Below are 20,205 nucleotides of genomic sequence, written 5' to 3' on the forward strand. Positions count from 1 at the left end.
CCGCCCTCCCCGACAGGACTCCTGCGATGACGCACCTCCCCTCCGGCCGCTCCCTGACCGCCTCCCTCGCGGCGCTCGCCGCCACGGGCGCGCTCCTGCTGAGCTCGCTGCCCGCCGCCGCGGTCGAGGCCCCGCCCTCGGCGTCCTCCGCCGTCGCCTCCGCCGCGGTCCTCCGTGCCGGCGAGCAGCTCGCGCGCGGCGAGCGCCTGGTGTCCCCCGACGGCGCCTCCTCCCTCGTGATGCAGACCGACGGCAACGCCGTGGTCTACGCCGCCGGCGGCCGTCCCACCTGGGCCTCGGGCACGCAGGGGCGCGGCGACAGCCTGCGGATGCAGGACGACGGCAACCTCGTCGTGTACGCCGCGGACGGGCGCCCGGTCTGGGCGAGCGGCACGGTGGCCGACCCGGGCGGCGAGCTGCGGATGCAGGACGACGGCAATATCGTGATCTACCGCCGCAGCGGCTCGGCGGCCTGGGCCAGCAGCATCGGCGGCCGGATCGACGAGCCGCGCACCGACACCCTCCGCCGCGGCAGCACCCTCTACGCGGGGAACCGGCTCGCCACCCAGGGAGGCACCACGGCGGTGATGCAGGCGGACGGTAACCTCGTCATCTACGGGCAGGGCGGGGCTCTCTGGGCGAGCGGCACCCGCGGCCGGGGCAACGTCCTCCGGATGCAGGACGACGGGAACGCCGTGGTCTACACCGCGGACGGCGCGCCCCTGTGGGCCTCGGACACGTCCGGCGAGCCGGGCGCCACGATGGTCCTCCGCGAGGGCGATCTCCGGATCGCGGACGACTCCGGCGTCCTCTGGAGCAGTGCCGCGCTCGTCGTGCGCGACTCGCTCTCCCCGAGCGGCCTCGTCGTCGCGGGCACGCGGCTGACCTCGGCGAGCGGGCAGTGGCGGGCCGAGATGCAGCGCGACGGCAACTTCGTCGTCTACGGGCCGAACGGCGCGGACTGGGCGACGAACACCTCCTCCGCCTCCGGTGCCGCCTTCTCGATGAGCTCCGAGGGCCGGCTCGACGTGGCCGACTCCCGGATCCTCTGGCTGCGGTTCCCGAGGATCTCCTTCGGTATCGGCCAGACCGGCGTCGTCGCGCCCTACCGCCTCGTGCTGCAGGACGACGGCCGCCTCGTCGAGTACGACGGCATCGGACGGGCCGTCTGGGCCAGCCGGGGCTGACGCGCGACGCATGATGGAGGGGTGAGCGACCCCGGCGACTTCATCCGCTCGGCCCTGGAGTACGAGGGCGACGTCTGGCGCGCGCAGGACGTGCGCGAGCGCCTGGGAGCAGGGCTCGACTCGACGGGCGCCTCGGTCGGGGCGGTCCGCGGCACCGTCCGCGACGCGCTGAGGAAGTTCCGCTCGCTCGAGCACGACGACGTGACAGCCCTCTCCTCCGAGCTGTGGGAGCCGGCGGTGTTCGAGCCGCGGCTGGCGGCCGTCGTGCTGCTGCAGTCCCGAGCCGAGTGGCTGCGCGGCTCCGACCTCACCCGGCTCGAGGGCTTCGTCCGCGACTCCCGCGTGGACGAGCTGAGCGACCCGCTGGCCCGCGACGTCGTCGCTCCGCTCCTGGCAGGGCTGCGTGGTGCGGCGCGGACCCGGGCGGACGCGGTCCTCGACCGCTGGGAGGCGGAGGGCGGGCGCCTGGCGCGCGCGGCCTCCCTGGCGCGGGCCTCGGTCCCGACGGAGCACGGCTGAACGGCCGCTCGGACCGACCGCCCCGCGGAGCCGGACGCCTGCTCAGGCGGCCCGGTACTCCTGAGCCGCCGTGCCGTCCGCCACCCGGATCCGCGTGTCGAACTCCAGGCCCGGATCGACCCGGTGCGCGATCAGGACCACCGTCCGCCCCTCGGCGGCGCGGAGCAGATCCCCGAGCAGGGCGTCGGCCACGGGAGCGTCCACCGACGCCGTCGGCTCGTCCAGCACCAGGACGCGGAAATCGGCAAGAAGTGCACGTGCGAGGGCGATCCGCTGAGCCTGGCCGCCCGAGACGAGCGAGCCCCGCTCCCCCACCCGCGCGTCGAGCCCGCCGCGTGCAGCGACCCAGGGCCCGAGCCCGACCCGCTCCAGCACCGCCTCGAGCACGGCGGCGTCGGCCTCGGGCCGCGCGAAGAGGAGGTTCTGCCGGATCGTGTCGTCGAAGAGGTACGGCTGCTGCTCCACGAGCCCGACCCGCTTCCGCACCTCCGCCTGGGGCAGCGTGCGCGCCTCGACCCCGCCCAGGAGGTAGCTGCCGGAGTGGTCGAGGAAGCGCACCAGAGCGTGCGCGAGCGTCGTCTTCCCGGACCCACTGCCGCCGGTGACGAGCACGCGGGCGCCCTCCGGCAGGTCGAGCGAGACGCCGCGCAGCGCGGGCGTGTGCGCGCCGGGCCAGCTCACCGACAGGTCGCGCAGGACGATGCCGGCGCCCCGGGGAGCCGGGGCGTCCGGGTCCACGTCCGCGTCGGTCGCGAGCGCCGGCGACGCCGCCTCGGCGTCCAGATCAGCCAGGCGCTGAGCGCTCGAGAGCGCGGTGCGTGCCGCCTGCACGGCGAGCGGCGCGGCGGCGGCGACCTCGAACACCGCGAGCGGCACGAGCGCGACGACTCCCAGCGCCGGACCGCCGAGGTCGCCGATCACCGGGATCCCGAGCGCGAGGCCCGCCCAGACCGCACCACCCGAGCAGAGGGCGAGGACGGCCGCGGCCAGTCCGGCGGAGGCCCCCCGTCGACGCGCCGCCCGGGCGAGCGACTCCTCCGCGCGTGCCACGTCCGCCAGAGCGTCACCCGCGGCATCGAAGGCGATGAGCACGTCGAGGCGGGTGACCAGCAGGTTGAGGCGCTCGGCGAGCTCCCCGCGCAGCGGCGCCAGCTCGCGGTCCGCCTGCGCGGAGAGCCGGCCGGCGCCCAGGGCCCCACCGGCGAAGGCGAGGACCAGCAGCGCCAGCAGCACGGCGCCCATCGCCGGCAGTAGCAGCCAGACGCCGACCACGGAGACCGCAGCGACCAGCGCCGCGACGACCAGCGGCTGCACGACGCGCAGCGGCACGTCCTGCTGGGCGTCGACGTCCGCCACCACCCGGGAGACCAGGTCGCCACGGCGCACGCGGCCCAGCCCGTCCGGCGCGACCGGCACCAGGCGCTCGTAGACGCCCGCCCGGAGCTCCGCGAGCGCGCGGAAGGCGGCGTCGTGGCCGGTCAGCCGCTCGAGGTAGCGGAAGAAGGCCCGCGCCAGCGCGAAGGCCCGCACGCCCACGACGGCCATGGAGAGGAACAGGATCGGCGGCTGCTCGGCCGCGCGGACGATCAGCCAGGCGGAGCAGGCCAGCAGCGCCACGACGGCGGAGGAGGAGAGCAGCCCGAAGGACAGACCCGGCAGGAAGCGGCGCGGCCCGGGCATCGCGGCGCGGAGGACGTCGGAGCGGTTCACCTCGCGACCGCCTCCGCCGGCGCCAGGGCGATCACGGCGTCGGCCGCCGCGACGGTCGCGGGCCGGTGGCTGGCGACGACGACGATCGTCCCGCTCTCCGCCAGCGACCTGAGTCCGGCGAGCAGCGCCCGCTCGGACTCGTCGTCGAGGGCGGCGGTCGGCTCGTCCAGGGCCAGCACCGCGCTCCCGCGCTCGAGCAGGCGGTGCACGGCGCGGGCGACGGCGACGCGGGCGCTCTGCCCGCCCGAGAGGCCCGTCCCCTCGGCGTCGAGCCGGCGCTCGGGGTCCACGTCGACCGCGGCGATCGCCAGGGCCCGCCGCACGCGCTCGGGGTCCGGCGAGAGTGCTCCGAGCCCGACGGCGGAGGCGACGCTCCCCGGGAGCAGGTCGGGCCGCTGGCCCGCCCAGGCGAGCGTCGACCGCAGATCCGCGACCGGCGACCCGCCGAGCAGCAGCGTGCCCGAGAAGGGCACGAAGCCCGCGAGCGCGGCGAGCAGCGTCGACTTCCCGGACCCGCTGGGCCCGGTCACCACGGTGATCGACCCGACGGGGAACACCGCGTCGACAGGAGCGAGCGCCCGCCCGCGTCCGTCGTCGACCGCGAGACCCCGCAGCTCGAGCGCCCCCGTCGCCGCCGGAGCCGTCCCGCGAGCGGGCAGCGCCGCCGCGCGCTCGAGGACGGCGAAGGCGCGGTCCGCCGCCTGCACCCCGTCGGCCGCCGCATGGAACTCGGCACCGACCTGGCGCACCGGCAGGAACACGTCCGGCGCCAGTACCAGGACGAACAGCCCGACGGCCAGCCCCAGCGAGCCGTCGACGAGCCGCAGCCCGACCGAGACGGCGACCAGTGCGACCGAGAGCGAGCCGGCGAGCTCCAGCACGAAGCCGCTGACGAAGGTCACCCGCAGCACCTTCATCGTGTGCACGCGGTAGTCCTCGGTCAGCGCGCGGATCCGCGTCGCCTGCCGCTCGGCCCGCCCGAAGATCTTGAGCGTCGCGAGTCCGCCGACGGTGTCGACGAAGCCGGACGCGAGCGCCTGCAGCCGCTCCCACTGCCGCGCCTGCACGGCCTGGGTCGCCCAGCCGATCAGCACCATGAACACCGGGATGAGCGGCAGGGTCACCACCAGGAACACCGCGCTGAGCGGATCGGCGAGGAAGACCACGAGTGTCAGGAGCGGCGTCGCCACCGCGGTGGCGATCAGCTGCGGGAGGTAGCGGGCGAAGTAGCCGTCGAGGGAGTCCAGTCCGCCGCCCAGCAGCGCGACGACCCCGCCCGAGCCCCCTTCGGAGCGGCCCGCCGGGCCGAGCTCGACCAGTGCGGCGAGGACCGCCTGCCGCAGCTGCGCCTTCGCTCCTGCTCCTCCGCGCACAGCGTTCACCTCGGTCGCCCAGGCGAGAGCCGCCCGCGCCGCGACGACCGCGAGCAGGGCGGCCAGCAGCGGCGCGAGATCGTCGGCGCTCCTCCCGTCGACCGCACCGGCCACCAGCTGCGCCACGAGCCACGCGAAGGCGACGATCGCCAGGGTCCTCGCCAGCGCGAGCACCCCGCCGAGCAGGAGGAACACGCGGGCCGCCCGGGCGTAGCGGAGCAGGCGCGGATCGAGGGGCTTCACGTCAGTGGGCGTCGACCGGGATGTGCGCGCGGCTGATGCGCTTGCGGAAGATCCAGTAGGTCCAGGCCTGGTAGCCGACGATGAGCGGCACGAACACCAGGGCGGTCCAACTCATGACCGTCAGCGTATAGGGCGTGCTGGAGGCGTTCTCGATCGTCAGCCCGTAGGCGGGGACGTTCGAGGCCGGCATCACCGCGGGGAACAGCGTCGCGAAGAGGGCGAGCACGGCGAGCGCGATGGTGCCGGCCAGCAGCGCGAAGGCGCGTCCCTCCCGGCCCCGCGTGATCGCGAGCCAGCCGCCGACGAGGGTCGCGGCCGCGCCCGCCGAGAGCGCCCAGGAGGCGGTGCTCCCCTGGCCGAGGTTGGTCCAGGCCAGGAAGACCGCGGCGACGACCACGGTGAGCAGCCCCGCACGGGTCGCCAGGCGGCGCGCACGCTCGCGGATCTCCCCCTCCGTCTTCAGGGCGACGAAGACGACTCCGTGCGTGAAGAAGAGCAGGAGGGTCGTCGCTCCGCCCAGCAGGGCGTAGGGGTTCAGCAGGTCCAGGACGGTGCCGGTGAAGTTGTGGTCGGCGTCCATCGGGACGCCCTGCACGATGTTCGCGAAGGCCACGCCCCAGAGGAAGGCGGGCACCGCGGAGCCGACGACGATCATCGTGTCGAAGCGCCGCTTCCACTGCGCCTCCGGACGCTGGTGACGGTACTCGAACGAGACGCCGCGGGCGATCAGCGCGAGCAGGATGAGCAGAAGCGGCAGGTAGAACCCGCTGAAGAGCGTGGCGTACCACTCCGGGAACGCGGCGAACAGGGCGGCGCCGGCGACGATCACCCACGTCTCGTTGAGGTCCCACACCGGGCCGATCGTGTTGATCAGCACGCGGCGGTCGGTGTCGTCGCGCCCGAGGAACGGGAGCGACATGCCGACGCCGAAGTCGAACCCGTCGAGGACGAAGTAGCCGATGAAGAAGAACGCGACGATCCAGAACCAGAGAACGGCGAGATCCATGAGGGGTGCCTCCTAGTAGACGGTGCCGACGAGCTGCGGGCGACCGCTTTCCTCGTCGACATCGGGAGCGTCGTCGGGGCCGGCCTGCGCGGCCCGCTTGATCAGGCGGAACTCGACCACGGCGAGCGTGCCGTAGATCGCGGTGAAGGCGAGCAGCGAGATCAGGACCTCGAGGCCGCTCACTCCGGGCGAGACTCCGTCGGCGGTCTTCAGCAGTCCGAACACGAGCCACGGCTGGCGGCCCATCTCGGTGAAGACCCAGCCCACGATCATCGCCATCAGCGGCAGCGGGGCGGCCCAGATCGCGACCTTCCACATCCACTGCTTCGGCTCGCGGCCCTTCCGGGTGAACCAGAGGCCGGCCGCGGCCACGCCGATGGCCAGGACGCCGAGCGCCATCATCCAGCGGAACGACCAGTAGGTGACCCAGATGATCGGCGTGTAGTCGCCGGGTCCGTAGACCTGGGTGTACTGGGCCTGGAGGTCGTTGATGCCCTCGACCGTGCCGGTGAAGGTGTGCGTCGAGAGGAAGGAGAGCAGGTAGGGGATGCGGATCGAGAACAGCTCGCTCGAGCCGTCCGGCGTGCCCCAGGTGAAGACGGAGAAGGAGGCGTCGACGCCTGTGGAGGTCCTGTAGAGCGCCTCCGCGGCCGCCATCTTCATCGGCTGCGTGTCGACCATCGCGAGGCCCAGCGAGTCGCCGGTGAACAGGGTCAGGCCGCCGCTGACGAGCATCATCCAGGCGCCGAACCTCAGCGCGGGGCGCATGGTCTCGAGGTGCTGGTTCCGGGAGAGGTGGTAGGCCGCGACGCTGATGATGACGGCGGCCGAGACCATGAAGCAGGCGAAGATCGTGTGCGGGAACGCGGCGAGAGCGACCTTGTTGGTGAGGAGCGCCCAGATGTCGGTGAGCTCCGCGCGGCCCTTGGTCTCGTTGATGCGGAAGCCGACCGGGTTCTGCATGAACGCGTTCGCGGCGATGATGAAGTAGGCCGAGAGCGTGGTGCCGAGCGTGGTCAGCCAGATGGTGGCCAGGTGCAGCTTCTCGGGCAGCTTGTCCCAGCCGAAGATCCAGAGGCCGATGAAGGTCGCCTCGAGGAAGAAGGCGAGCAGGCCCTCGAACGCCAGCGGGGCCCCGAAGACGTCGCCGACGAAGCGAGAGTAGTCGCTCCAGTTCATCCCGAACTGGAACTCCTGGACGATCCCGGTCACGACGCCCATCGCGAAGTTGATCAGGAAGAGCTTCCCGAAGAACTTCGTCAGCTGCAGGTAGTGCACCTTCCCGGTGCGCACCCAGCAGGTCTGGAAGATCGCGACGGTGAGCGCCATGCCGATCGTGAGCGGCACGAACAGGAAGTGGTAGATCGTCGTCAGACCGAACTGCCATCTCGACAGCAGGAGCGGGTCCAGGAGTTCGTTCACAGCTCCGAGAGTAGGTCGGCGGAAGGGGTCCGACGGCCTCCGATCCCAGTACTGGGGCGGATGTGCGGCCTTCCGCGAGCTCCTGGCGGCACCCTTTCCGGGGTGGCCCCGGACGCCCCTCCGAGCGCTCCAGCCGACCGGTCGCTCGACGTCGAGACAGTCCCTCTCGACGTCGAGGGAGTCCCCCGCGCGGCGACTGCCGAGCGGGGCTCGCCTCCGTCGGACCCGCCGCCGGCGACCTCTCGACGCCGAGCGATCAGGCGGGCGACGGAGCGCTGAGACTTCCTCTCACGGGCCTTCAGCGGATTCCCAGGCGCACATCCGCGAGATCGGCTCTGGGAATCCGTTCACTGCGCGACGCCATCGACGGACTCGCCCGGTGAAGAGACTCCCGGAGCCGATGCCGATGTGCCGTCGGCGGGCGCCCCGCGGTCAGCCGGCGTCGACGCGCGAGCGGGAGCCGGAGAACCAGGCGGGCGCCTGGAAGCCGTACTTCAGCACGGGCAGGTCGCGGGTGAGGCGCCAGTAACCCAGCGCCGCCGCGACGCCGATCCCGCAGACCAGGAGCGGCGCGACCGGTCCGATGACGTCGAGCCAGCGCTCTCCGTCGAAGAGCAGCAGGGCACTCGTGGCGAGCGAGACGAAGAGGACGTGCACCACGTACACCGGGAGCGTGTTGCGGCCGATGAAGGTGATCCAGCCCGCGCCGCGCCGGTTCGAGAGGAAGCGGGCGACCACGAGCCCGGCGAGGACCGCCAGCACGCTCACCAGGACCAGCCCGATCGTCAGCAGCGGGAAGCGGGCGCGGACGGCGAGGATCACGCCGGCGAGCACGAGGAACAGCACGCCGAAGCCGACTCCGCTGAGGATCCCGCGGCGCTCCACGAACGCGATCACCGCGTTCCGCAGGTAGAGGCCGAGCAGGAAGAACATCAGGTAGCGGGCCATGCCGTCCCAGGCGATGTTCCCGGTGCCCTCGGAGGTGCTGGAGCGGACGGCGTACCAGACCACGGCGATCGCGGTCGCGATGCCGATCTGCACCCGCCAGTCGATCCGGCCTTGCGCGAGCTTGGCGGCCACGAAGAAGATCGTGAGCGCGTAGAGGAACCAGAGCCCGTTGTGCGGCATCACCGGCTGGAGGAGCAGCGCGAGCGGGTCGGACTCGTCGGTGCCGCCCGGGTTGGGCACCACCAGGAAGAAGAGGAACCGCACCACGGACCAGAGCAGGAAGGCCCAGACCAGCAGGCTCAGCCGCGAACGCCAGAGCTCCGGCCACGACCGGGTGAGCACGGAGCCGGCGAACAGCCCCGAGGCGAGGAAGAACAGCGGCATCCGGAAGGTGATGAGGAGGAGGTTGATCTCGTTCCACGAGTCGGGGGCGATCCCGGCCGTCGTGGTCCACTGTACGGAGTGGGCCAGGGCGACCAGGATGATCGCGATGCCCTTCGCCGTGTCCACCCAGGTGATGCGTGCGCGTGCCATGAGTCCTCGTCGTGATCGTCCATCGGAAGTCGGCCGGCGGCGACGATGACGATGGCGATGTGCAAGTGTTGCACGGCTGTGCATCCTCTGTGATGTTCTGCGCGGATCCGATCACGGCGATCCGGTGACGGAGAGACGGCCACCGGGTGCGCGGGTCCTCGGACGGCCTCCTCGTGGACGACGCGCCCCCGCCGATGCCCGAGGATCGAGCCATGACTCGAGCGACGCCCTCCGGCTCCGCCCCCGGCCCCCGCCGCATCCGCCTCCGCCTCCTGGTCGCGCTGCTGGTGCTCGCGCTGGTCCTCGCCGGCGCGGGCATCGCCCTCTCGCTCGCCTCGCGGAGCGGAGGCGCGGGCGCTCCGGCCGCGAGCTCCCCCGACCCCGGCCCGACCTCCTCCGTCGACATGGCCGAGCGCGTCGCCGGTCTCGAGAAGCGCTTCGCCGCCGGGTTCCCGCAGCACAGCATCGTCCTCACGGGCAGCTCCACGATCGGCCGCTGGACGACCTCCAAGGAGGACCTGCGCCCGCTCGAGACCTACAACATCGGGATCGGCGGCACGACCGTCGCCGATCACCTCGCGTGGCTGGACCGCATGGTCGCCCCCTTCGATCCCCGCGCCGTGATCGTGTACGTGGGAGCGAACGACATCAGCGGCGAGGAGGGCTCGCGCACCGGCGCCCAGACCGCCGGCGCCGTCGTCGAGTACCTCCAGCGCGTGGAGGAGGTCGCCCCCGACGCCGAGCTGTTCTACGTCGAGATCGCGGAGACGCCCGCCCGCGCCTCCGTCGGCGCCGAGGTCCGCGCCGCCAACACCGCGGTCAGCGCCTACGCCGAGACGGACGACCGCGTCACCTTCGTCCCCACCGCCGACGCGCTCGTCACCTCCGACGGCTCTGTCGACCCCTCCCTCTTCGTCGACGACGGCCTGCACTTCGACGAGGCCGGCTACGCCCGGTTCTCGGAGGCGGTCCGCGCGGTGGTCCTGCCCGCTCTGGAGTGAGCCGGCGGGCCGCCGCACAGCAGCCCCGCGCGACGTGAGCGGCCCGGGGACACAGGGTCCGGAGCCCCCAGTGTTGACCCTGAAGGGGGACACGGCCCCTCCGTCGCGCGCGCCTATCCTGGCCCCGCGTCATCGCCGACAGCGCCCTCTGCACCGCCGCAGACCGCCGCTCGCTCAGCAGCGCCGACCGTCTCGGAGTCACCGATGCCCCGCTCGAGGATCCGCCCCCGTGGTCTCGCCCTGCTCACCGTCCTGGCGATCACGGCCGCCGCGCTCGTCGCCGGGCCCGCGGGTCCGGCGTCCGCCGCTCCCGTCGTGCCCGCCGGCTTCACCGACTCGCGGGTGGCGGCCGTCCCCGCGCCGACCGCCCTCGCCTTCACGACCGACGGGCGCACCCTCGTCTCCTCGCAGACCGGCGCGATCCGGGTGATCCGCGCCGGCGGCCTGGTCGCCACCCCGGCCCTCGACCTGCGCTCGAAGGTCTGCGCCAACGGCGAGCGCGGCGTGCTCGGCCTCGCGGTCGACCCGGCACCGGGCTCGCGCACCGTCGTCGTCTACTACACCGCGAAGGGCTCCGACTCCTCCTGCCCGACCAACGCCGGCGGCACGGTGAACCCCGCGGGAGCCCCGCGCAACCGCGTCTCCTCGTTCCAGCTCGGCACCGACGACCGCATCGACCCGGCCTCCGAGCGCGTCCTCCTCGACGGCATCTACTCCCCCGCGAGCAACCACAACGGCGGCGACCTCGCCATCGGCAAGGACGGCCTGCTCTACGTCAGCGTCGGCGACGGCGGCTGCGACTACCGCGGCGGAGTCGGCTCGCCGGGCGGCAGCGGCTGCGGCGGCCGGAACGACGCCGCCCGCGACCCGAACATCCTGAACGGCAAGATCCTCCGGATCACCCTCACCGGCGGCGTCCCGGCCGGCAACCCCTACCTGGGCACCGGGACCGCCTCCTGCCGGCTCGCCCCGGCCGCCGCGGGCGTGCGCTGCCGCGAGACCTTCGCGAGCGGCCTGCGCAATCCGTTCCGGATGGCCTTCGACCCGAACGCGACCGGCACCGTCTTCCGCATCAACGACGTGGGCCAGGACGCCTGGGAGGAGATCGACCAGGGCGTCGCCGGCGCCGACTACGGCTGGAACACCCGTGAGGGCCACTGCGCGAAGACCGGCTCGGCCTCGAACTGCGGAGCCGCGGCGCCCGCCGGTCTCACCGACCCGGTCCACGACTACGCGCACAGCAGCGGCTGCGCCTCGATCACGGGCGGCGCCTACGTCCCCCGCGGCGTCTGGCCGGCCGCCTACGACGGCGCGTACCTCTTCGGCGACTACGTGTGCGGGAAGATCCGGACCCTCGGCCGCACCGGCGCGGCCGGCGACCTCGTGACCGGCCTCGGCGGCAGCAGCGCCGTCGCCATGGCCTTCGGTCCCTCGCGCGGGACCCAGGACCTCTTCTACACCAGCTACGCGAACGGCGGCGAGGTCCGGCGCCTCGCCTACACCGCCGCGGCGAACCGCGCCCCGACCGCGACCCTCACCGCCGCCCCCTCCTCCGGCGCGGCTCCTCTCGCCGCGCGGCTGAACGGCTCGGGCAGCAGCGACCCGGAGGGCGGTGCCCTGACCTACCTGTGGTCGTTCGGCGACGGCACCCCCGACCGCATCACGACCGGCCCGACCTTCACCCACAGCTACGCCGCCGGCAGCTGGACCGCGTCCCTCCGCGTCCGCGATCCGAAGGGAGCCGTCTCCGCACCCGCGACGACGAGGATCACCTCGGGCGACAGTGCCCCGACGGTGAGCATCACCGCACCCGCCGACGGAGGGGTGTTCGTGACGGGCCGGAGCTACGGCCTCCGCGCCACGGCGACCGACGCCGAGGACGGCGTCCTGCCCGCCTCGGCGCTCACCTGGACCGTCCAGCGCCGCCACGCTCAGCACACGCATCCCTTCCTCGGGCCGCTGACGGGGAACGACCTCTCCTTCGTCGCCCCCGGCCCGGAGGACCTCGCCGCCGCCGCGGACAGCGACCTCCTGATCAGCGTCACGGCGACGGACTCGAGCGGAGTGTCGACGACGGCGACGCGGACGTTCTCCCCGCAGAAGGTCTCCGTCACCCTGGCCACCGCTCCCGCCGGCCGGACGGTCGTCGTCAACGGCACCGAGGTCGCCGGAGGCACGACCGTCGTCTCGTGGGCGGGCTCGGCCCTCCAGCTGGAGGTCCCGGACCAGACCGACGCGTCGGGCACGGCCTACCGGTTCTCGTCCTGGTCGGACGGCGGCGCCGCCTCGCACAGCGTCGTCACTCCCGGGAGCAGCACCACGCTGACGGCGACCCTCGTCGCCGCCGGGCTCCCCGGCGCGCCGACCACGGTCACCGCCACGGCGGGCTCGGACGGCACGGCGACGCTCGCGTGGTCGCCCCCCGCGGGGACCGGTGGCTCGGCGGTCACCGGCTACCGGGTGTCGCGCGACGGGTCCGACACGAGCGGAGCCGGAGCCTGGAGCGCCGTGGTCGCCGCGACCAAGCGCTCGCAGACCTTCACGAAGCTGGTCCCGGGCCGCAGCTACACCCTCTCGGTGCAGGCGGTCACGGCGAACGGCACCGGCCCGGCGGCCTCTGCGCTCGTCGCCGTCCCCTGACCGCTCGGCGTCCACCGGCATCCCGGGCGCAGCCCTGCCGCCGCCCAGCCGTGCGCCCCTACGATCGAGCCATGCCGAGCATCCGGAGCCGCCGTCGGCCCCAGCCCCCGATCGAGTCCCCGGCGGGCGGGGGCGCCCGGTGAACGACACCCTCACCGGGATCCTGGACTTCGTCGTCAGCGTCCCCCCGGTCTGGCGGACGCTCCTCGCCGGACTCGCGATCTTCTTCGAGACCACGATCCTGGCGGGCCTCGTCGTCCCCGGCGACACGATCGTGATCGTCAGCGCGACCGGCGTGACCAGCCCGCTGCAGTTCGCGGCGCTGGCCGTCACGGTCGTCATCGGCGCCCTCTGCGGCGAGTCCGTCGGCTTCTACCTCGGCCGCTGGTTCGGGCCGCGGATCCGCGCGTCGCGCCTGGGACGCCGGCTCGGCGAGAAGAACTGGCTGAAGGCCGAGCGCTACCTCGCGCGGCGCGGCGGGTTCGCCGTGTTCCTCTCGCGCTTCCTGCCGGTGCTGCACTCGCTGATCCCGCTGACGGTGGGGATGAGCGGGATGCGCTATCGGACCTTCATGGCCTGGACGATCCCGGCGTGCGTGCTCTGGTCGTCCGCCTACGTCGGCGTCGGCGCGGCCGCGGCGGGCAGCTACCGGGAGCTCTCGGAGAGCCTGCACGGCGCCGGCTACGTCTTCGTGGGCGTCATCGTCGTCTTCGCCCTGCTCGTGCTCCTCGGGAAGAAGCTCCTGAACAGAGCGGAGGCGCGTCACCTCGACGAGTGACGCGCCTCCGGGCGTGGATCCGGGGAGGATCAGTCGACGAGACCCGCCGACTTCAGCCACTCGCCCGCGATCGCGGACGCGGACTTCTGCTCGTTGACGCTCTCGGAGTTGAGGGCGACGAGGTCGTCCGCCGTGAGCTTCGCGCTGACCGCGTTCAGCACCTCGGCCGCGTCGTCCGTGATCTTGCTCGAGACGATCGGCACGACGTTGTCGGCCACGAACAGTCCGTACGGGTCCTCGAGAGCGACGAGGTCGTTCTTCTGGATGTTCGGGTCGGCCGTGTAGACGTTCGCCAGCTGGATCTGGTCGCTGGTGAGCGCGTCGACGGTGGTCGATCCGCCGCTGTCCTCGATCGCCTGGAAGGTGGTCGTGATGCCGTACTTCGACTGCAGGGTGTCGGGCCCGTAGGGGCGCGTCTGCAGCTCGGAGTTGCCGCCGACCACGATCGGGTCGGTGACGTTCTTGAGCGACGCGATGTCGGTCAGGTCCCACTTGTCGGCGAAGGCCTGGGTGACGGTGTACGAGTTCTGGTCGCTGGCCTCAGCGGCGTCGAGGGCGCGGAGGCCGTCGGGCAGCGCGTCGCCGAGCGCGGAGTACACGTCGTCGGCGGTGGTGGCCGTCGCGTCGGGCTCGAGCGCCTGCAGGAGGCTGCCGTCGTACTCCGGGAAGACGTCGATGGATCCGCTCTCGATCTCGGGCAGGTAGATCTCGCGCTGGCCGATGCGCAGCTGGCGGTCGACGGTGAAGCCGTCGTTCTCCAGCGCCTGCGCGTAGATCTCGGCGAGGATCTCGTTCGAGTAGTAGTCCTGCGAGCCGACCACGATGGTCTCGCTGCCCGCAGTCGCACCCGATCCCTCATCGAGCGGATCGCTCGAGGAACACCCTGCCAGTGCCACGACGGCACCGACCGCGAGTGCGCTGAGCGCGACACGGCCCTTCGTGAAATGTGCTGTGAACATTGCTATTTCCCTTCTTCGATGGGGATTCCCATCACCGCGCGTCGTCGGGGCGACGAAGCGCGGGAACCTGTGCGGCCGGCGGTGCCGGCCAGGCCGAGCACGACTCCGCGCGGCACGGCGAGCCGCTGGAGGAGGGCGAACAGGACCTCGCTGAGGAGCGTCAGCACGATCACCAGGATCGAGCCGGCGAGCATCTGCGGGTAGTCCCCCGACTTCACTCCGCGGAAGATGTACTGCCCGAGGCCGCCGGCGCCGATGTAGTCGGCGAGCGTGGCGGTCGCGATGATCTGCAGCGCCGCCGAGCGGAGCCCGCCGATCAGCAGCGGCAGCCCCAGCGGGATCTCGACCTTCGTCAGGATCTGCCACTCGGTCATGCCCATCGAGCGCGCCGCGTCGACCGTGCGGCGGTCGACCGCCTCGAGCCCGGAGTACGCGCCGGCGAGCACCGACGGGATCGCGAGCACGACGAGGGCGATCACCGGAGCGCCGAGGCCGAGCCCCAGGCTCATCGCCGCGAGGACGAGCACGCCCAGTGTCGGCAGGGCGCGCAGGCCGCCTGCGACCGGCACGGCGATGCCCTTGCCGCGCCCGGTGTGCCCGATCAGGTAGCCGATCGGGATCGCGATCGCGGCCGCGATCACGAGCACCAGCAGGCTGATGCCGACGTGCTGGGCGACACGGGTCGGGATCGCGTAGACCCCGGTCCAGTGCGCGGGGTCGGCGATCCAGGCGAAGGCCTCGGCGATGAGGTTCACGACGTCACCGCCCTCTCGACCGCGACCGGTCTGCGCGAGCGGCGCGTGCGGTCCAGAGCCGTCCAGGGCATGAGGAGACGGCCGATCAGCACCAGCAGTCCGTCGAGCACCAGCGCGAGGACGATCGTCAGGACGATGCCCGTGACGATCTCACCGGTGATGCCGCGCTGGAAGCCGTCGGTGAAGAGCAGGCCGAGGCTCTGGATCCCGAGCACCGCGCCGACCGTCACCAGGCTGACCGTGCTGACCGTGACCACGCGCAGGCCCGAGAGCAGGACCGGACCGGCCAGCGGGAACTCGACCCGCCAGAAGCGCGCCCAGCCGGAGTAGCCCATCGCGGTCGCCGACTGGCGGACGTCGTCCGACACCGCGCCCAGTGCGTCCGAGGTGGTGCGGACCATCAGCGCGACGCCGTAGAGGGTGAGGCCCGTGATCACGTTGGCGGTCGAGCGGAGCGGGATGCCCAGCAGGACCGGCAGCAGGATGAACATGGCCAGCGAGGGGATGGCGTAGAGCACGCCGAGCCCTGTCAGCAGGGTGCCGCGGCTCCAGCGGTAGCGGTTCGCGAACCAGCCGAACGGCAGCGAGACGAGGAAGCTGAGCAGGATCGGCGGGACCGACAGGGCCAGGTGCGCCAGCAGGTTCGCGACGATCGCGTCCGTGTTGTTGACGACCCAGTTCACGCGGCGGGGCCGTCCTGCGCGCGCAGCACTCCGGTCGGGCGCCCGTCGCCGTCGACCACGATGCGGGCGCCGTCGCGCTCCTCGATCCGGAGCGAGCGCTTGCCGCGGTCGGCACCGACGAAGCCGGCGACGAACTCGCTCGCGGGGTTCGCCAGGATCTCGGCGGGCGAGCCCTTCTGCGCGATCCGGCCGCCCTTCTCGAGGATGACGACCTGGTCGCCGAGGAGGAACGCCTCGTCGATGTCGTGGGTGACGAAGACCACGGTCTTGTCGAGCTCGTCCTGGAGCCGCAGGGTCTCGCGCTGCAGGTCGGCGCGCACGAGAGGGTCGACCGCGCCGAACGGCTCGTCCATCAGCAGGATGTTCGGGTCGACCGCCAGGCCGCGCGCCACACCGACGCGCTGCTGCTGGCCGCCTGAGAGCTGGCTGGGGTACCGGGCGGCGAGCGCACGGTCCAGTCCGACCGTGTCCATCAGCTCGAGCGCGCGGGCGTGCGCCTGCTTCTTGGCGACCCCGTTCAGCCTCGGCACGGTCGCGATGTTGTCGATGACCTTGCGGTGCGGCAGGAGGCCGGAGTTCTGCATCACGTAGCCGATGCGGCGGCGGAGCGCGACGGCGGGCAGGGACGAGATGTCCTCGCCGTCGATCTCGATGGTGCCGGAGGTCGGCTCGATCATCCGGTTGATCATGCGGAGGATCGTGGTCTTCCCGCAGCCGGAGGAGCCGACGAAGACCGTCGTCTGCCGGGAGGGCAGCACGAGCGAGAAGTCGTCGACCGCCCGCGTGCCGTCCGGGTACTGCTTGCTGACGTTGCGGAACTCGATCACGAGGCCGCCCGCCGTCCGGCGGTGTGCGCGCCGATCTGTCCCTGGTCCACGACTGTGCCCGCTCTCGCTCCGCGCGTCCGGCCGTTGCACGGCCCGCGGCCCCGAACGGGGCCAGGCGGCAAGGAAAACACCAATAGCAGCCGCCTGCCAACCCGGACCGCGAAGTGTTGCGGGATGTTCCGAGAGCGACTAGGGCCTTGACAGCCCGGGCGCGTCAGGACTCCTCGACCGCTCCGTAGTGCGAGGTCATGTAGTGGCGCAGCAGTGAGCGGCTCTCGTCGATGAAGCGCTGGTCGCCGTTGGGGTCGATGAGGAACGCGCGCGTGAGCAGCGCGTCCGCGACCTCGATGGTCACCTCGAGGCGGAAGGACAGCTGCGCGCCGCCCGGGAGGCCGTACTCGGACGCGAGGATCTCGGCGAAGCGGCGGGCGAAGAAGCCGGCCTCGAACGCCTCGCCCGCGACCTCGGGGGCGTGGATCGTGTCGACGAAGCGGATGGAGCGGAAGCCCGGCTCGTTGCGGTGCATCTCGCAGAAGGCGTCGATCGCGCAGTCGACCGCGCCCCACCAGTTGCCCGGGTGGGTGTCGCGGATCTCGGTGATGACGCGGCGGCGGAAGCGCTCGAGGGCCCGCTCGCGCAGCGCCTGGAGGACGGCGATGCGGTCCGGGAAGTAGCGGTAGACCGTGCCGATCGCGGCTCCCGCGCGCTCGGCGACCATCGCCGTGGTCAGGCGGTCGAAGCCGACCTCGTCGACGACGGCGGCCGCCGCGTCGAGCAGCGAGGCGAGACGGGCGGCGCTGCGCACCTGCACCGGCTCGTTGCGGACCTGGGACGATTCACCGAACGGTCGATCGACGAGGTTTCCAAGAGGCACGGCGGGCTCCTTCGGTCGTGGTTCCTACAATCGTACGCACGGCGACCGCCGGTCGGGGTCGTCTCATCGAAAGTCCCTCGTGTTTCGCGCCCCCGGAAGGGCGACGGCTCCGCGGGTCCGATACACCCGGGAGAAACCATGTGCGGACGCTTCGTCCTCTCGCAGACCACCGCCGACCTGGTGGCGCTCTTCGACATCGACGGGCCGGGCGCCGACCTTCCGGAGCCGTCCTGGAACATCGCGCCGACCCAGCGGATCGCCGTCGTCGCGGAGTCGATGAAGGGGGTCGAGGAGGGCAGCCCGCCGCGGCGCCGGCTCGCCGGAGCCCGCTGGGGCCTGGTGCCCCGCTCCGCCGCCGACCCGTCCGCGGGGCCGCCGCTGTTCAACGCGCGGATCGAGTCCGTCGCCGAGAAGCCGTCGTTCCGCGAGTCCTACGCCTCCCGGCGCGCGATCGTGCCCGCCTCGGGCTGGTACGAGTGGCGGGTCGGCGCGGACGGGGCGAAGGCACCCGTCTACGTCTCGCCGGGCGAGGGCTCGCTCCTCCTGTTCGCCGGTCTCTACGAGTGGTGGCGCTCGGCCCAGCCGGGCTCTCCGTGGCTGCTCTCGGCGACGGTCCTCACCCGCCCCTCCGCCGGGCCGCTCGCCGAGGTGCACGAGCGGATGCCCGTGCTGCTGCAGCCGGAGCTGATCGAGGACTGGCTGGACCCGGCGTCCCCCGGGGACGGCGAGCTGCTGCGCGCGGCCGCCGAGGGCGCGGCCGAGCTGGCCGAGGAGCTCGAGGTGCACGGCGTCGGCGCGGCCGTGGGCTCCGTCTCGGCGAACGGCCCCGAGCTGATCGAGCCCACCGGAGCCTGACGATCGCGTGAGAGCGCGATCCGCGGTCCGGCATCCGGTCTGACAGACTGGGCGGATGCCGCTGACGCCCGAGAGCAAGCCCCTGAGCGCAGGCAAGGCGGAGGTCATGCACCGCGCCGCCCGCCTCGAGGACCGACTCCACTCCTTCCGGATGAGGCGCGTGAAGCGCAAGGGCTACGTCCCGAGGGTCATCCCCTACACCGGCTACGGCTCGACGACGCAGCTGCGCGTCCTGGCCCGCGTCCTCTACACGCGGCCGACCCCTCCCGGGGTCGAGGAGGTCCGCCCCGTCGAGGGCGTGCGCGGCTGGCGGAGCTTCACCAGCGTCTTCGTGAGCGGGGCCGTCGTGACCGTCGAGGCCGACGGGCAGACCCACCGGGTGACGGCCGACCGCGGCGGAGTCGTCGACGCGGACCTCCCGATCACGCTCGAGCCCGGCTGGCACACCATCACCTTCTCGACCGCGGGCTCGAAGCCCGTCGAGGCGCCCGTCTTCATCGTGCGTCCGGAGTCGCGGCTGGGCGTCGTGTCGGACGTGGACGACACGGTGATGGTCACCGCGCTCCCCCGCCCCTTCGTCGCCGCCTGGAACACCTTCGTGCTCGACGAGCACGCCCGGATGCCCACGCCCGGCATGGCGGTCTTCCTCGACCGCTTCGCCCGGCAGTACGAGGGCTCCCCGGTCATCTACCTCTCCACCGGCGCGTGGAACGTCGCCCCGGCGCTCACCCGCTTCCTGTCGCGGCACCTGTACCCGGCCGGAGCGCTCCTCCTGACCGACTGGGGCCCGACGCACGACCGCTGGTTCCGCAGCGGCAAGCAGCACAAGGAGATGAACCTCCGCCGACTCGCGGCCGAGTTCCCGGACGTGCGCTGGCTGCTGGTCGGCGACGACGGGCAGCACGACGAGGAGATCTACTCCGACTTCGCGGACGAGCACCCCGACAAGGTCGCGGCGATCGCGATCCGCCAGCTCTCCACAGGCGAGGCGGTGCTCGCGGGAGGCCGCTCCAAGGCCGAGGACCGCTCCCTGACCAGCGGCACGACCTGGGTCTTCGCGCCCGACGGCGCGGGCATCTCCGAGCAGCTGACGGAGCTCGGCATCCTCTGATCCCGGACCGGCTCCGGGAACGACGGAGCCGTCCGCTCCCCGGGGGGAGGGACGGCTCCGGTCGATCGGCTCGGACTACGCCTGGTGGGCGGCCTGCAGGTCGAGGGTGATGGTGACCTTCTCGCCGATGAGCACGCCACCGGTCTCGAGGGCCGCGTTGTAGGTCAGACCGAAGTCGGTGCGGTCGATGGTGGCCTTGGCGGTGAGGCCGGCCTTGTAGTTGCCGTAGGGGTCGGTGCCGAAGCCGCCGAACTCCACCTCGAAGGTGACGGGCTTGGTGGTGCCCTTGATGGTGAGCTCGCCGTCGACGAGGAAGTCGTCGCCGTTCGGGCGGACGGCGGTCGAGACGAAGTGGATCTCCGGGTACTGCTCGGCCTCGAAGAAGTCGCCGGTGCGGAGGTGGCCGTCGCGGTTGGGCTCGTTGGTGTTGACGGAGGCGACCTCGGCGGTGGCCTCGACCTTGGAGTCGAGCGGGTTCTCGCCGGTGGTGAACGTGGCGGTGAAGCGCTCGAACTTGCCCTTGACCTTGCTGATCATCAGGTGGCGGACGCTGAACGCGACCTCGCTGTGGGTGGGGTCGATGACCCAGGTGCCGGCCTTGTAGCCGGGGATGGTGACGGTGTCGGTCATGGTTTCTCCTCGAGTGTGACGGTCGTCGCGGGGAGAGCGTCCCCGTCCGATGTATGCAAGCGCATCGACGTCGATCAGTATTCCATGTAGCGACAACTATTTCATCCACGTTCCGTCGAAGGATCGGCGGACACCGCGTGAACACGGAGC

At 72.5% G+C, this 20,205-nt stretch carries 17 protein-coding genes and 1 pseudogene; 7 read left to right on the plus strand and 11 right to left on the minus strand.

Annotated elements, in window-relative coordinates:
• Together C5D04_RS08605 and C5D04_RS08610 are read left to right on the plus strand one after the other, a co-directional pair.
• A pseudogene (locus tag C5D04_RS08605) lies at positions 1-1,187 on the plus strand (hypothetical protein); the annotation flags it as partial.
• Positions 1,188-1,208: 21 nt separating this feature from the next.
• Complete coding sequence (locus C5D04_RS08610; protein WP_104325294.1) at positions 1,209-1,706, plus strand: DNA alkylation repair protein; 498 nt, start codon at positions 1,209-1,211, stop codon at positions 1,704-1,706.
• A gap of 42 nt (positions 1,707-1,748) precedes the next feature.
• Here C5D04_RS08610 and cydC read toward each other — a convergent pair whose 3' ends face one another.
• The 5 genes from cydC to C5D04_RS08635 all read right to left on the minus strand — a co-directional run bounded on the left by cydC (position 1,749) and on the right by C5D04_RS08635 (position 8,942).
• Complete coding sequence (gene cydC / locus C5D04_RS08615) at positions 1,749-3,416, minus strand: thiol reductant ABC exporter subunit CydC (RefSeq protein ID WP_104325295.1); 1,668 nt, start codon at positions 3,414-3,416, stop codon at positions 1,749-1,751.
• Entirely contained in the window at positions 3,413-5,032 is a 1,620-nt protein-coding gene (cydD, locus tag C5D04_RS08620) for a thiol reductant ABC exporter subunit CydD (RefSeq protein WP_104325296.1), read from the minus strand. The genes cydC and cydD overlap by 4 nt, the downstream gene beginning before the upstream one ends.
• Position 5,033: 1 nt before the next feature.
• Positions 5,034-6,038 carry a cytochrome d ubiquinol oxidase subunit II gene (cydB, locus tag C5D04_RS08625; protein WP_104263596.1) on the minus strand — a complete coding sequence of 335 codons (1,005 nt, stop codon included), beginning with the start codon at positions 6,036-6,038 and terminating at the stop codon, positions 5,034-5,036.
• Positions 6,039-6,050: 12 nt separating this feature from the next.
• Positions 6,051-7,460: a cytochrome ubiquinol oxidase subunit I gene (locus tag C5D04_RS08630; RefSeq protein ID WP_104291475.1), complete on the minus strand. Its 1,410-nt coding sequence runs from the start codon at positions 7,458-7,460 to the stop codon at positions 6,051-6,053.
• Positions 7,461-7,892: 432 nt separating this feature from the next.
• The gene (locus C5D04_RS08635; protein WP_181068282.1) at positions 7,893-8,942 is read right to left on the minus strand and encodes an acyltransferase family protein; all 1,050 of its coding nucleotides are present in this window, start codon (positions 8,940-8,942) and stop codon (positions 7,893-7,895) included.
• 212 nt (positions 8,943-9,154) lie between these two features.
• On the opposite strand from C5D04_RS08635, the gene C5D04_RS08640 reads away from it, so the two are divergent.
• The 3 genes from C5D04_RS08640 to C5D04_RS08650 all read left to right on the plus strand — a co-directional run bounded on the left by C5D04_RS08640 (position 9,155) and on the right by C5D04_RS08650 (position 13,361).
• A complete protein-coding gene (locus tag C5D04_RS08640) occupies positions 9,155-9,943 on the plus strand; it encodes a GDSL-type esterase/lipase family protein (RefSeq protein ID WP_146083679.1) in 789 nt (262 codons plus the stop codon).
• 204 nt (positions 9,944-10,147) lie between these two features.
• Positions 10,148-12,583: a PQQ-dependent sugar dehydrogenase gene (locus C5D04_RS08645; protein WP_181068283.1), complete on the plus strand. Its 2,436-nt coding sequence runs from the start codon at positions 10,148-10,150 to the stop codon at positions 12,581-12,583.
• A gap of 139 nt (positions 12,584-12,722) precedes the next feature.
• Positions 12,723-13,361, plus strand: a complete 639-nt coding sequence (locus C5D04_RS08650) for a DedA family protein (protein WP_104223112.1) — start codon at positions 12,723-12,725, stop codon at positions 13,359-13,361.
• A gap of 29 nt (positions 13,362-13,390) precedes the next feature.
• Here C5D04_RS08650 and C5D04_RS08655 read toward each other — a convergent pair whose 3' ends face one another.
• The 5 genes from C5D04_RS08655 to C5D04_RS08675 all read right to left on the minus strand — a co-directional run bounded on the left by C5D04_RS08655 (position 13,391) and on the right by C5D04_RS08675 (position 17,459).
• Entirely contained in the window at positions 13,391-14,320 is a 930-nt protein-coding gene (locus tag C5D04_RS08655; protein ID WP_104347587.1) for an ABC transporter substrate-binding protein, read from the minus strand.
• A 2-nt stretch (positions 14,321-14,322) separates the two neighbouring features.
• Positions 14,323-15,075 (minus strand): ABC transporter permease, encoded by a 753-nt coding sequence (locus C5D04_RS08660; RefSeq protein ID WP_104225632.1) that lies wholly within the window; start codon positions 15,073-15,075, stop codon positions 14,323-14,325.
• A complete protein-coding gene (locus tag C5D04_RS08665; RefSeq protein ID WP_104223109.1) occupies positions 15,072-15,758 on the minus strand; it encodes an ABC transporter permease in 687 nt (228 codons plus the stop codon). The genes C5D04_RS08660 and C5D04_RS08665 overlap by 4 nt, the downstream gene beginning before the upstream one ends.
• Entirely contained in the window at positions 15,755-16,585 is an 831-nt protein-coding gene (locus C5D04_RS08670; RefSeq protein ID WP_104225631.1) for an ABC transporter ATP-binding protein, read from the minus strand. Before C5D04_RS08670 ends, C5D04_RS08665 begins: the two co-directional genes overlap by 4 nt.
• A 214-nt stretch (positions 16,586-16,799) precedes the next feature.
• Positions 16,800-17,459: a TetR/AcrR family transcriptional regulator gene (locus C5D04_RS08675; RefSeq protein ID WP_104223107.1), complete on the minus strand. Its 660-nt coding sequence runs from the start codon at positions 17,457-17,459 to the stop codon at positions 16,800-16,802.
• A 138-nt stretch (positions 17,460-17,597) separates the two neighbouring features.
• Here C5D04_RS08675 and C5D04_RS08680 point away from each other — a divergent pair, with 138 nt between their 5' ends.
• Both C5D04_RS08680 and C5D04_RS08685 read left to right on the plus strand, forming a co-directional pair.
• Positions 17,598-18,314 (plus strand): SOS response-associated peptidase, encoded by a 717-nt coding sequence (locus C5D04_RS08680; RefSeq protein ID WP_104291477.1) that lies wholly within the window; start codon positions 17,598-17,600, stop codon positions 18,312-18,314.
• Positions 18,315-18,369: 55 nt separating this feature from the next.
• A complete protein-coding gene (locus tag C5D04_RS08685; RefSeq protein ID WP_244230626.1) occupies positions 18,370-19,425 on the plus strand; it encodes an App1 family protein in 1,056 nt (351 codons plus the stop codon).
• A gap of 75 nt (positions 19,426-19,500) precedes the next feature.
• Here C5D04_RS08685 and C5D04_RS08690 read toward each other — a convergent pair whose 3' ends face one another.
• Positions 19,501-20,055, minus strand: a complete 555-nt coding sequence (locus C5D04_RS08690; protein WP_104237910.1) for a YceI family protein — start codon at positions 20,053-20,055, stop codon at positions 19,501-19,503.
• Positions 20,056-20,205 lie beyond the last annotated feature (150 nt).

Origin of the sequence: Rathayibacter sp. AY1D2 (genome assembly GCF_002932695.1) — a bacterium.
GTDB lineage: Bacteria > Actinomycetota > Actinomycetes > Actinomycetales > Microbacteriaceae > Rathayibacter.